At 75.4% G+C, this 12,694-nt stretch carries 12 protein-coding genes; 8 read left to right on the top strand and 4 right to left on the bottom strand.

Annotated features, from left to right (window positions below; translation table 11 throughout):
• Positions 1-12 precede the first annotated feature (12 nt).
• A complete protein-coding gene (locus K1J57_RS20130; RefSeq protein ID WP_220560124.1) occupies positions 13-822 on the top strand; it encodes a cyclase family protein in 810 nt (269 codons plus the stop codon).
• Between the two features lie 9 nt (positions 823-831).
• Here K1J57_RS20130 and K1J57_RS20125 read toward each other — a convergent pair whose 3' ends face one another.
• Positions 832-2,037 (bottom strand): PP2C family protein-serine/threonine phosphatase, encoded by a 1,206-nt coding sequence (locus K1J57_RS20125; protein ID WP_220560123.1) that lies wholly within the window; start codon positions 2,035-2,037, stop codon positions 832-834.
• Positions 2,038-2,134: 97 nt separating this feature from the next.
• Positions 2,135-3,412, bottom strand: a complete 1,278-nt coding sequence (gene clpX, locus K1J57_RS20120; protein ID WP_220560122.1) for an ATP-dependent Clp protease ATP-binding subunit ClpX — start codon at positions 3,410-3,412, stop codon at positions 2,135-2,137.
• Positions 3,413-3,645: 233 nt separating this feature from the next.
• Here clpX and K1J57_RS20115 point away from each other — a divergent pair, with 233 nt between their 5' ends.
• Positions 3,646-4,755: an ATP-binding protein gene (locus K1J57_RS20115; protein WP_220560121.1), complete on the top strand. Its 1,110-nt coding sequence runs from the start codon at positions 3,646-3,648 to the stop codon at positions 4,753-4,755.
• Positions 4,752-6,014 carry a VWA-like domain-containing protein gene (locus tag K1J57_RS20110; protein WP_220560120.1) on the top strand — a complete coding sequence of 421 codons (1,263 nt, stop codon included), beginning with the start codon at positions 4,752-4,754 and terminating at the stop codon, positions 6,012-6,014. Before K1J57_RS20115 ends, K1J57_RS20110 begins: the two co-directional genes overlap by 4 nt.
• On the opposite strand, the gene K1J57_RS34180 is transcribed toward K1J57_RS20110, so the two are convergent.
• Positions 6,011-7,924 carry a TetR/AcrR family transcriptional regulator gene (locus K1J57_RS34180; RefSeq protein WP_370634464.1) on the bottom strand — a complete coding sequence of 638 codons (1,914 nt, stop codon included), beginning with the start codon at positions 7,922-7,924 and terminating at the stop codon, positions 6,011-6,013. The genes K1J57_RS20110 and K1J57_RS34180 overlap by 4 nt on opposite strands.
• A 109-nt stretch (positions 7,925-8,033) precedes the next feature.
• Here K1J57_RS34180 and K1J57_RS20100 point away from each other — a divergent pair, with 109 nt between their 5' ends.
• The 5 genes from K1J57_RS20100 to K1J57_RS20080 all read left to right on the top strand — a co-directional run bounded on the left by K1J57_RS20100 (position 8,034) and on the right by K1J57_RS20080 (position 12,021).
• Positions 8,034-8,993 carry an ATP-binding cassette domain-containing protein gene (locus K1J57_RS20100; RefSeq protein ID WP_220560118.1) on the top strand — a complete coding sequence of 320 codons (960 nt, stop codon included), beginning with the start codon at positions 8,034-8,036 and terminating at the stop codon, positions 8,991-8,993.
• The gene (locus tag K1J57_RS20095; RefSeq protein WP_220560117.1) at positions 8,990-9,820 is read left to right on the top strand and encodes an ABC transporter permease; all 831 of its coding nucleotides are present in this window, start codon (positions 8,990-8,992) and stop codon (positions 9,818-9,820) included. The genes K1J57_RS20100 and K1J57_RS20095 overlap by 4 nt, the downstream gene beginning before the upstream one ends.
• Before the next feature lie 130 nt (positions 9,821-9,950).
• A complete protein-coding gene (locus tag K1J57_RS20090; RefSeq protein WP_220560116.1) occupies positions 9,951-10,937 on the top strand; it encodes an aldo/keto reductase in 987 nt (328 codons plus the stop codon).
• Positions 10,938-11,096: 159 nt separating this feature from the next.
• On the top strand, positions 11,097-11,462 hold the full coding sequence (locus tag K1J57_RS20085; RefSeq protein WP_220560115.1) for a VOC family protein: 366 nt from the start codon (positions 11,097-11,099) through the stop codon (positions 11,460-11,462).
• 43 nt (positions 11,463-11,505) lie between these two features.
• Positions 11,506-12,021 (top strand): SRPBCC domain-containing protein, encoded by a 516-nt coding sequence (locus tag K1J57_RS20080; protein WP_220560114.1) that lies wholly within the window; start codon positions 11,506-11,508, stop codon positions 12,019-12,021.
• Between the two features lie 123 nt (positions 12,022-12,144).
• On the opposite strand, the gene K1J57_RS20075 is transcribed toward K1J57_RS20080, so the two are convergent.
• A complete protein-coding gene (locus tag K1J57_RS20075; protein WP_220560113.1) occupies positions 12,145-12,630 on the bottom strand; it encodes a MarR family winged helix-turn-helix transcriptional regulator in 486 nt (161 codons plus the stop codon).
• Between the last annotated feature and the right edge of the window lie 64 nt (positions 12,631-12,694).

Raw genomic sequence — 12,694 nt, 5'->3', positions numbered from 1 at the left:
GAGGGGTGGCACATGTGTCTGCACGGAACCGGTGAGACCGTCCGGGCCCGGACGGCCGGGGACGCCGCCGCCACCGCCTCCGCGGGGGGACGGCCCCCGGCGGAGCCCCCCGCGTGGCCGCGGGGGTACCGGCACGTCGCCGACCTCAGCCACGTGATCACCCCGTCCCTGCCGGGGTGGGACGACGAGAAGCCGCGCCGGGAGACGGTCTCCGGGCCCGCCCCCGACGGCGAGTTCGGGTTCTACGTGCAGCGGTGGACACTGGGCGAGCACACCGGCACCCACCTGGACGCGCCCGGCCACGTGATCGGCGGGGGCAGGATGGTGCCGGACATCCGCCCCGAGGAACTGGTGGCGCCCGCCGCGGTGATCGACATCTCCGCCCGGGCCGCCGAGGACCCCGACACCTCCGTGACGGTGGACGACGTGCTGGCGTTCGAGCACGCGCACGGGGAGATCCCGCGCGGCGCCGCGGTGCTCATGCACTCGGGGTGGAGCGCCCGCTGGGAACGGGGCGACGCCGCGGTGCGCGGTACGGACGGGGACGGGTCGTGGCACTTCCCCGGGTTCTCGGCGGAGGCCTGCGACTTCCTGATCTCCCGGCGGGGCATCGTCGGCACCGGGGTGGACACGCTCAGCACCGACCCGGCCGTGTCCGCGGCGTTCGAGGCCCACGAGGTGGTGGGCCGCGCCGACCGGTGGGGCCTGGAGGCGCTGCGGGGCCTGGACCGGCTGCCTCCCGCGGGCGCCCTGCTCACCGTCGGCGTGCTGCCGGGCGCGGACGCCTCCGGCGGGCCCAGCCGGGTCCTGGCCCTGTGGTGAGCGTGCGGCTCACGCCTGCGGGGTCCGGTCCGCGCCGGGCCCGTCGGGGGTCCACTCCAGCAGCACGATGGTGGCGTCGTCGGTGAAGCTGCCGCGCTGGTGGTCGTGGATGGCGTGGATGAGCCGCCGCAGTGTCTCGGGGGCGGGCTCCTCGGCGGAGGTGGCGCGGATGATGAAGTCGGCGAACCGTTCCAGGCCGAACATGCGGCCCTGCCCGTCGTGGGCCTCGGTCACCCCGTCGGTGTAGAGCAGGACCTGGTCCCCCGGTTCGAGCCGGAGCTCGTGGACGGTGCGCGCGGTGCCCGCGCCGATCTCGGCCAGCCCCAGGGGGAGCTCGGAGTCGCGTTCCAGGGCGCCCGGGGCCAGCCGCCCCTTGCGGATGAGCAGCGGGGCGGGGTGGGCGCAGTTGACCCACGAGAACAGGCCGTTGCCCAGGTTCAGGGTGGCGAAGACGCCCGTGCAGAAGCGTTCGGGCAGCCAGGCGGTGAGCGCCTCCTCCACCTCGGCGGTGAGCTCCCTCAGCCCCGCGCCGTTGCGGCGGGCGCTGCGGGCGCCGGCCATGGCCACGGACGCGGTCAGGCCGGAGGCGAGGTCGTGGCCCATCGCGTCGAGGATGGCCACGTGCAGGACGTCCTTGGTGAGGGAGTGGTCGAAGGCGTCGCCGCCCAGCTCGTAGGCGGGTTCCAGGACGGCGGTGGAGATGCCGCGGGCGGTGCCCAGGGTGCGGGGCGGCAGGAAGGCGCGCAGCATCTCGGTGCGCAGGTGCACCGGGCGGGTGCGGGTGTGGCGGGCGTAGGTGTCGCTGTAGGCGCGTTTGGACGTGATGACCAGGCCCAGCAGGGAGGCCAGGGTCTGGCAGCGGCGCAGGGTGGGCTCGTCCAGGAAGGGGGCGCACACGCACAGGACGCCCATGCGGTCGACGCCGTCGCGCAGCGGCAGCCACAGCTCCAGCCAGCCCTCGGCCTCGACCAGGCGCAGGGTCTCGGAGCGGTAGGCGCTGCCCGCGGTGGTGCCGTCCACGGGGAGGGGCTCGCCCTCGGTGAGCGGGACCAGCAGGCGCTGCTGGATGTCGACCACGTAGACGATGATCCGGCCCAGGCCGATGGCCGCGGCGTAGGACTCGACCGCCTCCAGGACCTCCAGCGGCCCCCGGTCGTGCACCGACCGGACCAGCTCGTCGAACAGGTACTCGCCCTCCGGGTCCGTCAGAGCCATGCGCACCACCACCCCCTTGCGCCATCTCACACCACGAACGCGGCGAAGGGGCGGTGGCGGGCCCGCGTGTCCCCGGTCCGGGGCGCGGGGCGAGGTGTCAGGCGGACTTCTTGCGGTGCTCGGGCTCGATCTGCGCCCGCGGCACGATCGTCGGATTCACGTTGTCGATCACCGTCTCCCGCGAAATGATCACCCGACCCACATCCTCACGAGACGGCACCTCGTACATCACCGACAACAACACCTCCTCGATGATCGCCCGCAACCCACGCGCACCCGTCCCCCGAATGATCCCCTGCTCCGCGATCGCCTCCAACGCGTCCGGCGTGAACTCCAACCCCACACCGTCCAACTCGAACAACCGCTGATACTGCTTCACCAACGCATTACGCGGCTCCGTCAGAATCCGGATCAACGCCCCCCGATCCAGATCATGCACACTCGTGATCACCGGCAACCGCCCGATGAACTCCGGAATCATCCCGAACTTCAACAGGTCCTCCGGCATCACCTCACCGAAACCGCCCCCCGCCAACTCCTCCTTCGACCGCAACACCGCGTTGAACCCCATCCCCTGCCGCCCCGTACGCGACTCGATGATCTTGTCCAACCCCGCAAACGCCCCACCACAGATGAACAGCACATTCGTCGTATCGATCTGAATGAACTCCTGATGAGGATGCTTCCGCCCACCCTGCGGAGGCACACTCGCCGTCGTCCCCTCCAAGATCTTCAACAACGCCTGCTGCACACCCTCCCCCGACACATCCCGCGTGATCGACGGATTCTCACTCTTCCGAGCGACCTTGTCCACCTCGTCGATGTAGATGATCCCCGTCTCGGCCTTCTTCACGTCGTAATCGGCCGCCTGGATCAACTTCAACAGGATGTTCTCCACATCCTCACCGACATACCCCGCCTCCGTCAGCGCCGTCGCATCGGCGATCGCGAACGGCACGTTCAAAATCCGCGCCAGCGTCTGCGCCAACAACGTCTTGCCCGACCCCGTCGGACCCAACAGCAGGATGTTCGACTTCGCGATCTCCACATCCTCACCACCCGGACGCTCCCCCTCCGAGCGCACCCGCTTGTAGTGGTTGTAGACCGCCACCGACAACGCCTTCTTCGCCTGCTCCTGCCCGATCACATACGAATCCAGGAACTCGTAGATCTCCCGCGGCTTGGGCAACGCATCCCAGGAGTCCTCGGCGGGGAGGACGGCGTCCTCCTCCTCCATGATCTCGTTGCACAGGCCGACGCACTCGTCGCAGATGCAGATATGGCCGGGGCCCGCGATGAGCCTGCGGACCTCACTCTGGTCCTTGCCGCAGAACGAGCACTTGAGCAGGGGCCCGTCGGCACCGGTGCGTGTCACTGAACGTCTCCTCACGGGCTGGGGCGCAGGCCCCGTCGCGGGGGACGCCTCCGTCCTCCACGCTACCCCGGTTCGGAGACCGCGCAATCCAGCCGCCGGAGCCGTGAGCGGGGGCGCGGCCGTCCAACGGAAGTCAACTGGGGTTGACTTCCCCGAGAAGTCAACCTAGGTTGACTCATGTCGGGGCCGTCCGCGGCCCCGCCACGCATCCGCACCCGGCCCCGGAGGACCCCGTGAAGGACACCGCCCGCACCCGCACCGCGCTCGCCCTGGCCGTGCGCGCGAACCTGCCGGTCCTGCTGTGGGGCGCCCCCGGCACCGGCAAGACCGCGTCCGTGCTCGCCCTGGGGCGCGAGCTGGACCTGCCCGTGGAGGTGGTCGTCGGCTCCGTCCGCGAGCCGGGGGACTTCTCCGGCCTTCCCGTCGTGCATGAGGGCGGCACCCGGTTCGCCCCGCCCCGCTGGGCCGAGCGGCTGGCCGCGGCCGGGGAGGGCCTGCTCTTCCTGGACGAGCTGACCACCGCGCCGCCGGCCGTGCAGGCCGCGATGCTGCGCGTCCTGCTGGAGCGCACCGTCGGCGACCTCGTGCTGCCCGCCGGGGTGCGGATCGTGGCCGCGGCCAACCCGCCCGGCCTGGCCGCCGACGGCTGGGAGCTGTCGGCCCCGCTGGCCAACCGCCTGGTCCACCTGGACCGGGAGGTGTCCGCCGCCGAGATCGCCGCGGGGTTCGCGCACGGGTTCCCCGCCTCCGGCGCCGGGGAGGCGGTGGCACCGTCCGCGGAGCAGGCCGCGGCGGCCCGCTCGGCGGTGGGGGCGTTCCTGCGGGTGCGCCCCGAACTGGTGCTCGCCGTTCCCGGCGACCCGGCCGCCGCGGGCCGGGGGTGGCCCAGTCCGCGCAGCTGGGAGGCGGCCGCGCTGGCGCTGGCCGCCGGACGGGCCAACCCCGGGGCACCGGACGTGGAGGCGGCGGTGGCCGCCCTGGTGACGGGCGCGGTGGGCGAGGCCGCCGGGTTCGAGGTGCTGTCGTGGCTGCGCACCCTGGACCTGCCCTCGCCCGAAAGCCTCCTGGCCGACCCCGGCCTGCCGCTGCCGGACCGGGCCGACCGGCTGCACGCCCTGCTGGGCGCCCTGGTCGCCCACGTGGCGGCCGACGGCGGCGCCCCCGCGTGGGAGCGGGCCTGGGAGGTGGTCGCCCGTGTCTCCCGGAACGTGCCGGACGTGGCGGCCGCGGCCGCGCGCGACCTGGCGGCCCGCCGGCCGGCGGGGGCGGTCCCGCCCGCGGCGCTGCTGGAACTGGCCCCGGTGCTGCGCGCGGCCGGGCTCATGCCCGGGGAGGCGGCGTGAACGACCACGCGGCGCGGACCGCCGACCGGTTCGCCGCGGCCCGCCTGTGGGCGGCCGCCCAGGCGCCCTACCTGGCCCACGCCCTGTTCTCGCTCACCCCGGTCGTGCTGGAGCCGCGCCGGGACGAGGAGACCGGGGAGCCCGTACCCGACCCCGACTTCCGCGCCTTTCCGACCGACCCGGGCTGGCGGGTCCACATCGACCCCGGCACCGCGCTGGCCGTGCCGGTGCGGGAGTTCGGGTGGTGGCTGCTGCACGGTGTGGGGCACCTGGTGCGCCGCCACGCCGACCGCGTCCCGGAGGGGGCCGCGGACCCCGGCGGTCCGGCGGCCCGGTGGTGGAACCGGGCCGCCGACGCCGAGGTCAACGACGACCTGGAGGCGGCCGGGCTGGAGTCCCCCGCCGGCGTGGTCTCGCCCCGGGCCCTGGGCCTGCCCCCGGGGCGGCTGGCCGAGGAGTACCTGTCGGAGATCGAGGTGCTGGACGAGGCACAGGCGCGCGGCGGGCGGCCGGTGGCCGCGCTGGTGGACTGCGGCCGTTCGGCGGACGGACTGGCACGGTCCTACGAGCTCGCCGGCGGCGGCGCCCTGTCCGATGTGGAACGGGCGGTGCTGGAAGCGGCGCTGGCCCGCGACATCGTCGCGCGGGCCGCCGCGCGCTCGGACGTCCCGGGCGGCTGGGAGCGCTGGGCGCGGGAGCGGCTGCGGCCCGCGGTGGACTGGCGGGCCCGGCTGGGGGCGGTCCTGCGGCGCGGGGTGTACCACGGCGCGGGGCGGGTGGACTTCACCTACCGCAGGCCCGCGCGCAGGCAGGGGCCGCCGGGGCCGCACGGCCGGGTGCTGCTGCCCGCGACGGCCGCGCCCGTCCCCGACGTGGCGGTCGTGGTGGACACCTCGGGCAGCGTCGGCGACGCGGTGCTGCGGCGGCTGGTGTCGGAGGTCGCCGGGGTGCTGGAGCGCGCCTGCGGCCGCCGGCGGCTGCGGGTGATCTGCTGCGACCGGCACGCCCACCCGGTGCAGACGGTGCGCCGGGTGGAGGAGGTGCGGCTGGTCGGCGGGGGCGGCACCGATCTGCGCGAGGGGATCGCCGCGGCCGCCGGCCTGCGCCCCGACCTGGTACTGGTGCTCACGGACGGGGACACGCCGTGGCCGGACACGCCGCCCCGGATGCCGGTGGTCGTCGGCCTGGTCGCCGGGGGCGCGGCTCCGGAACCGCCCGCCTGGGCGCACGTGGTGCCGCTGCCCGGGGACGCGGACTAGAAGAGAGGGGACATCCCGTGGAGACGTTGTCCGACCCCGACGGCCCGGAACGGCCGGAGGACCTGCACGAGTGGACCGCGCGCGGCTACGAGGTGGGCGAGGCCCGGCGGTGGATCGGCGCCGGGTTCGCGCTGGCCGACGCCGACCGGTGGCGGACCGCGGGGGTGTACCGGCCCGGCCCCGCCCTGTCCTGGCGCACCGCCGGGCTGACCCCGTACACGGTGCGGCCCCTGCTGCGGGCCGGGATGGCGCCGCGGGAGGCGGTGCGCTGGCACGAGCTGGGGTACTCGCACGCGGAGGCGGCCGAGCGGCACCTGGCGGGCGAGCGCCCGCACCCGCGGAGCGCGGTGCGCCGGATGCTGCACCGGCTGCTGCGCGGTTCCCCGGCCCCCTCCCCCGAGGACGGGGGCGCCGAGGCGATGGGGGCGCTGCTGGCCGCCGGGATCGGTCCGGCCGCCGCGCGCCCCTTCGCCGACACCGGCTGGGCCGGGCCGGAAGCGGTGCCCTGGGCCCGGGCCGGGATCGACCCGGCACGGGCGCTGATCCTGCGCGAGCTGGGGTTCACGGCCGCCGAGGCCCGCTCCCTCGGTGCCGACGCGGTGGAGCTGCTGCGCGCGTGGTGGGACGCGGGCGTCCCGCGCGGCGAGGTCGCCGCGTGGGCGGTGGCGGGGTTCGCCCCCGCCGAGGCCGCCCGCCTGCGCGCCCGCGGTGTGGACCCCGAACGCGCCCGCGTCCTGCGGGCCCTCGGCGGCGACACCGGGCGGGGGTGAGCGGCGCCTCCGGGGCGGCGGTCCCGGGCGGGGCCGCCGCCCCGGGCGGTCAAGAGCCGAGCAGGGGTGCGGGCGGCGGCCACGGCGTGGGCCGCCCCGCGGCCGCGCGGCGCGGGCGGTGATCCGACCGCCGCCGACGCGCACCGCCACCTCGGTGTCCTCCGCCGCGGCCGCCCCGACCGCGGCCGCCACGGCGCCGGCGGCGTCCAGGACCAGCCGTGCCCGGGGGACGGCGCGGGCGGGGAAGGCCGCGGCCAGGTGGCGGTACAGGTCCGCCAGGAAGGCGTGCAGCAGCGGCCCGTGCTCGGCGGGGTCGTCGGTGGCCAGGACCGCGGTGACCGCGTCGGTGTCGGCGGCGGCGCGCAGCGCGTCCTCGACGGCCTCCAGGCGGCCCGGCCCCAGGACGGCCACCACGCCGTCGGCACCGAACCCGACCCGCTCGCCGGTGGCCGGGTCGACCGCCTCCGGGGGCTCCCAGGGGTCGTCGGCGGGCTCGGCCGGGCCGATGTGGGCCAGGTGGGGCGGCTCGGGGTCGTCCAGGTCCAGCCCCGCCAGGTGCTCACAGGTCCGGATGACGGTGAAGGGGTCCACCGTGCCCGGGGCGACGGCGGCGGTGCGCTCGGCGCCGTGGAGCACGGTGAGGACGGCCCGCGCCTGCCGGACCCGGCGGCGGCCGTCGCCGGCCAGGGCCTCCAGGGACAGGGCGAGCAGGACGGCCTCCACTTTGACCAGCTGCGCGAAGAGGCCGCGCACCGGGGCGTCGGAGAGCACTTCCGGGGTGAGCCCGGCCGCGGTGCCCAGCGGCTCGTCGGAGCCGGTGAGCGGGACGCGGGAGAGCCGGGCCCGGGCGAAGGCCCCCAGCGCGGCCGCCGGGTCGGCGGGGCCGGGGGCGTCCGCCGGGGGCCGGGACGGGTCGCGGGCGGGGTCGGAGCGTTCGGCGGCGTCGGCCAGCACCGAGAAGTACAGGGCGCGCTTGCCCGGGAAGTTGGAGTACACCGCCCCCCGCGTGAGGTCGGCCCGGGCGGCGATGCCGTCGATCCTGGCGTCGTGGAACCCCCTCTCGGCGAACTCCTCCGCGGCGGCGGCCAGCACCCGCGCGCGGTTGCGGGCCTGCTGCTGCGCCCTCGTGAGCCGGACCATGCCCCTCCCCCGTGTCTGGTGGCGTCCACCCATCCTACGTTGAGATGCCAGCGGCATTCGGATACTCTCATCATCTGAATGTTGTCATCATCTGAAAGGAGGCGGAGCCGTGGAGGAACCCGCGTTCCAGGCCGAGGGCCTGGTCAAACGCTTCGGGAAGACCGTCGCCCTGGACGGCGTGGACCTGTCCGCCGCCCCGGGCACGGTGCTGGCCGTGCTCGGCCCCAACGGCGCGGGCAAGACCACCGCCGTGCGCATCCTGGCCACCCTCGCCCGCCCGGACGCGGGGAGCGCCCGCGTGGGCGGGTTCGACGTGGTGCGCGAGGCCGCCCGGGTGCGGCGGCTCATCGGCCTGGCCGGGCAGAGCGCCACCGTGGACGAGGAGCTCACCGGGCGGGGCAACCTGGAGCTCATCGGCCGCCTGCTCGACCTGCGCCGGGGCGCGGCCCGGGCCCGCGCCGCCGAACTGCTGGACCGGTTCGGCCTGGCCGGGGACGCCGACCGGCCCGTCTCCGGCTACTCCGGCGGGATGCGGCGGCGGCTGGACCTGGCCGCGAGCCTGGTGGGCCGGCCGCGGGTGGTGTTCCTGGACGAGCCCACCACCGGGCTGGACCCGGGGCGGCGCGAGGAGCTGTGGCGGATGGTCCGCGAGGTCACCGCCGAGGGGGCGACGGTGCTGCTGACCACGCAGTACCTGGAGGAGGCCGACGCGCTGGCCGACGACATCCGCATCATCGACCGCGGCCGGGTGATCGCCCAGGGCACGCCCGCCGAGCTCAAGCGCGTGGTGGGCGGCCAGGCGGTGTCCGTGCGCCCGGGCGGCCCGGACCACATGGACGCGGCCGCCGCGGTCCTCGCCTCCGTCACCGGCCGCGCCCCCGAGCGGACCGGGCGGACCGCCCTGTCGGCGCCCGTGGAGGACGCCGACACCGCCTGGCGGGTGGCCGAGGGGCTGCGCGCCCGGAACGTGCCCGTGATCGAGTTCTCCCTGCACCTGCCGAGCCTGGACGAGGTGTTCTTCGCCCTGACCGGGGACGCCCGCCATCGTGACGAGGAGCCCGCCGCATGAACACCCCTTCCCTCTCCCCCTCGCCCGTCCCTCCGGCGGCCCCGCCCGCCGCGGCACCCCCGCGGCCCGGCGCCCTGGTCCGGCACAGCCTGCTGCTGGCCCGTCGCGGCCTGGCCCGGTCCGTCCGCGACCCGGGGGCCATCGTCAACGGGGTCGTCACCCCGTCGCTGTTCATGGTGCTGTTCGTGTACCTCTTCGGCGGTTCGGTGTCCGGGTCCACCGGCGACTACCTCCAGTACCTCTTCCCCGGGGTGCTGGTGATGGGCGCGGGCCTGTCGGGGATGCTCGCCAGCGGGGTGAGCATCAACGTCGACCGCCGCAAGGGCGTGTACGACCGGTTCCGCAGCCTGCCCATCGGGCGCTCCGCCCCGCTGTGGGGGTCGGTGCTGGCGGACGTGGTGCGGTACGCGCTGGCGGTGGCGCTGCTGTTCGCGATCGGGGCCCTCCTGGGGTTCCGGGTCACCACCGACGCCGGCTCGGCGCTGGCGGCGGCCGCGCTGGCCATGGGGTTCGGGTTCGCGCTGAGCTGGGTGACGGTGTTCCTGGGCGTTCTGGTGCGCGGCGAGGGGACCGTGCTGGCGATCGCGTTCGTCGCGTTCCTGCCGCTGCTGCTGGGCACCAGCCTGGCCGCGCCGGTGGACACCCTGCCGGACTGGCTGCGGGCCTGGGCGGAGGTCAACCCGGTGACCCGGGTGATGGACGCCTGCCGGGCGCTGCTCACCGGCACCCCGGCCGGGTCGTCGATCGCCGCCTCCCTGGCCTGGTCCGCGGGTCTGGTGGCGGTGTTCTGCCCGCTGGCGGTGGCCGCCCACGGCCGCGAGCGCTGAAGGCGCGCGGACCGGACGCCTCCTCGCGCCGGGTGACATCGGCCCGGGGGCTTGACCTGGAGTGCGCTCCAGGTCGCAGACTCCTGTTCCAGGACCCGCGGAGAGCGGGCCGCGAACGGGAGGAACCCCCATGCGTCAGCGCACCATCGGCACCGGCCCCGACACCCGGCGCGAGGTGAGCGCCCTCGCCCTGGGCACCATGCTCATGGGAACGCGCACCGACGAGAAGACGTCCTTCGCCATCCTGGACCGCTACGCCGAGGCCGGCGGCACCTTCCTGGACACCTCGAACAACTACGCGTTCTGGGAGAACGGGGACCAGGGCGGCCAGAGCGAGGAGGTGATCGGCCGCTGGCGGCGCAGCCGCGGCGTCGGCGACGAGCTCTTCATCGCCACCAAGCTCGGCGCCCGCCCGCTCGCCCCGGGGACGGGTTACACCGACAACGCCGAGGGGCTGTCGGCCCGGACCGTCCGCGAATCCTCCGAGGCCAGCCGCGAGCGCCTGGGCCTGGAGCGGATCGACCTGCTGTACGCGCACATCGAGGACCGGGGCACGCCGCTGGAGGAGACCGTCGAGGGCTTCGCCGAGCTGGTGAAGGAGGGCTCGGTGGGGATGCTGGGGGTGAGCAACCACTCCGTCTGGCGTGTGGAGCGCGCCCGCGCCCTGGCCGCCGCCGCGGGCCTGCCCGGCTACGAGGTGCTCCAGTACCAGCACAGCTACCTGCGGCCGCGCACCGACATCGGCGACCCGCTGTGCCGGTACGGCAACATCGGCGGCGCGGGCCCGGACCTGCTCACCTACCTGGAGGCCGAGCCGGGGCTGACCCTGGTGGCCTACACCCCGCTGCTCAGCGGTGCCTACACCCGCGCCGACAAGCCGCTGCCCCGCGACTACGACCACCCGGGCACCGCGGCCCGGCTCGCGGTCCTGGGGGAGGTCGCGGCCGAGACCGGCGCCACCCCCAACCAGGTGGTCCTGGCCTGGCAGATCGGCCACGAGCTGCCCGTCATCCCGCTGGTGGGCGCCTCCTCCGTGGAGCAGCTGGAGGAGAGCCTGGGCGCCCTCGACCTGGAACTCACCGAGGACCAGCGCGCCCGCCTCGACGCCGCCGCCTGAACCGGACCGGGGCGGGGCCGCGGCGCCGGTTCCGGCCCGGCCCGGCCTGCGACACTCCGTTTCCCCGGAAATCCTTCGAATGGATGTACGAAGAATGTTAGTTTGAAGATACGGAGCCCGGCTCCGCCCCCCGACGAACCGAACGGAAACGAGGCACCCATGGCCGACGGCCTGAAGCCCGCCCTGGTGATCATCAACCTTCCGGTCAGGGACCTCCGGGCGGCCACCGCCTGGTACACCCGGGTCCTGGGGCACGGTCCGTCCGGCGAGCCCTCCCCCACCGATGTCGAGTTCGACCTGCGCGACGGGGTGAGCCTGCTGCTGACCACGGGCGACGAGGGCGCCGAACGGGCCGGGGCCAAGGTCCTGCTCGGGGTCGGGGACCTGGACGCCGAGCGGAGCCGCCTCGCGGACGCGGGCATCGGGACCGGCGAGCGCCAGGAGATCGAGGGCGCGCTGGCCTGGTCCGACTTCGAGAGCCCGGAGGGCCACCTCCTCGGGCTGGTCCAGCAGCTCGAGCGGTAGGGACCGAGGCGCTCCGAGAACACGCGACACCGGGGAGGAAGCAATGGACACCGACGAGCGGGCCGCCGCCGTGCGCCGGACGGACGACGGCTGGGAGCTGCGCTTCCGGCGCGGGTTCGCGCACGGCCGCCCGAAGGTCTGGGAGGCGATCACCGAGTCCGGGCACCTCGCCCACTGGCTGCCCTGCGACATCGTCGGCGAGCGCCGGGCGGGGGCCGCGATCGAGCTGCCCTTCTGGCCGGCGGGGGCCGGGGAGGAGGACGACGCCCCCCTGCGCGGCGAGATCCGGGTGTGGGATCCGCCGTCGGTGTTCGAGTGGACCTGGGACGGCGACGTCCTGCGGTGGGAGGCGGCGGAGGCCGACGGGGGGACGCTGCTGACGTTCACCACCCGGCTCGGCCCCGACCCCGACGCGGCCGCGCGCACCGCCACCGGGTACCACGTCTGCCTGGAGTACCTGGAGGCGCTCCTGGACACCGGAACCACCGACCACGTGGTGGAACCCGACCCCGCTCCGCTGCGGAAACTCTACGGCGGGGCCGTCGCGGCGGCGGGCTGAACCGGAACGTCCGCTCCCCGGGGCCGTCGGCCCCGGGGAGCGGACGCGTTCCCGCCGCCTCCCGTGCCCCGGGGGAGGCGGCGGCCCTGGCGCACACGCCCTCCCGCCCGGCCGCAGAGCGGGTCAGGCGGGGCGCGCGTCCAGGTGGGCGCGCAGGGCGCGGGCGATCTCCCCGGCGGCGGCGATCTGCTCCGGGGTGAGGGCGTCGACGAAGAGCTCGCGGACGGCGGTCAGGTGCGGGACGGTCGCACCGTGGAAGGCCCTCGCCCCCTCCTCCTCCAGGACGATCTCGGCGCCCCGGTTGTCCACGGCGCAGTCCTCCCTGCGGATCAGCCCGCGCCGCTCCATGCGCTTGAGGTGGTGGGACAGGCGGCTGCGCTCCCACTCGACGGCGTCGGCCAGCTCCGAGGAGCGCAGCCGCCCGCCCTCGGCCTCGGAGAGGGCGAGCAGGACCCGGTAGTCGGACGGCGAGAGCCCCGTCTCGTTCTGCAGGCGCGCGGACAGCTCGGCGCGCAGGGCGTCCGAGGTCTCGGTGAACACGCGCCAGTCACGCAGCTCCTCGCGGGTGGGCAGGCGCCTGCGCCGCCGCACCGGTGTGTCGTCGCTCATCCACGGCCTCCTTATTGACACGTCAATCATATGATCGCATAATTGACGCGTCAATCAACATGCG

This window comes from Nocardiopsis sp. MT53 (genome assembly GCF_019598965.1).
Classification (GTDB): domain Bacteria; phylum Actinomycetota; class Actinomycetes; order Streptosporangiales; family Streptosporangiaceae; genus Nocardiopsis; species Nocardiopsis changdeensis.
This window is presented reverse-complemented; position numbering and strand designations above follow the sequence as displayed.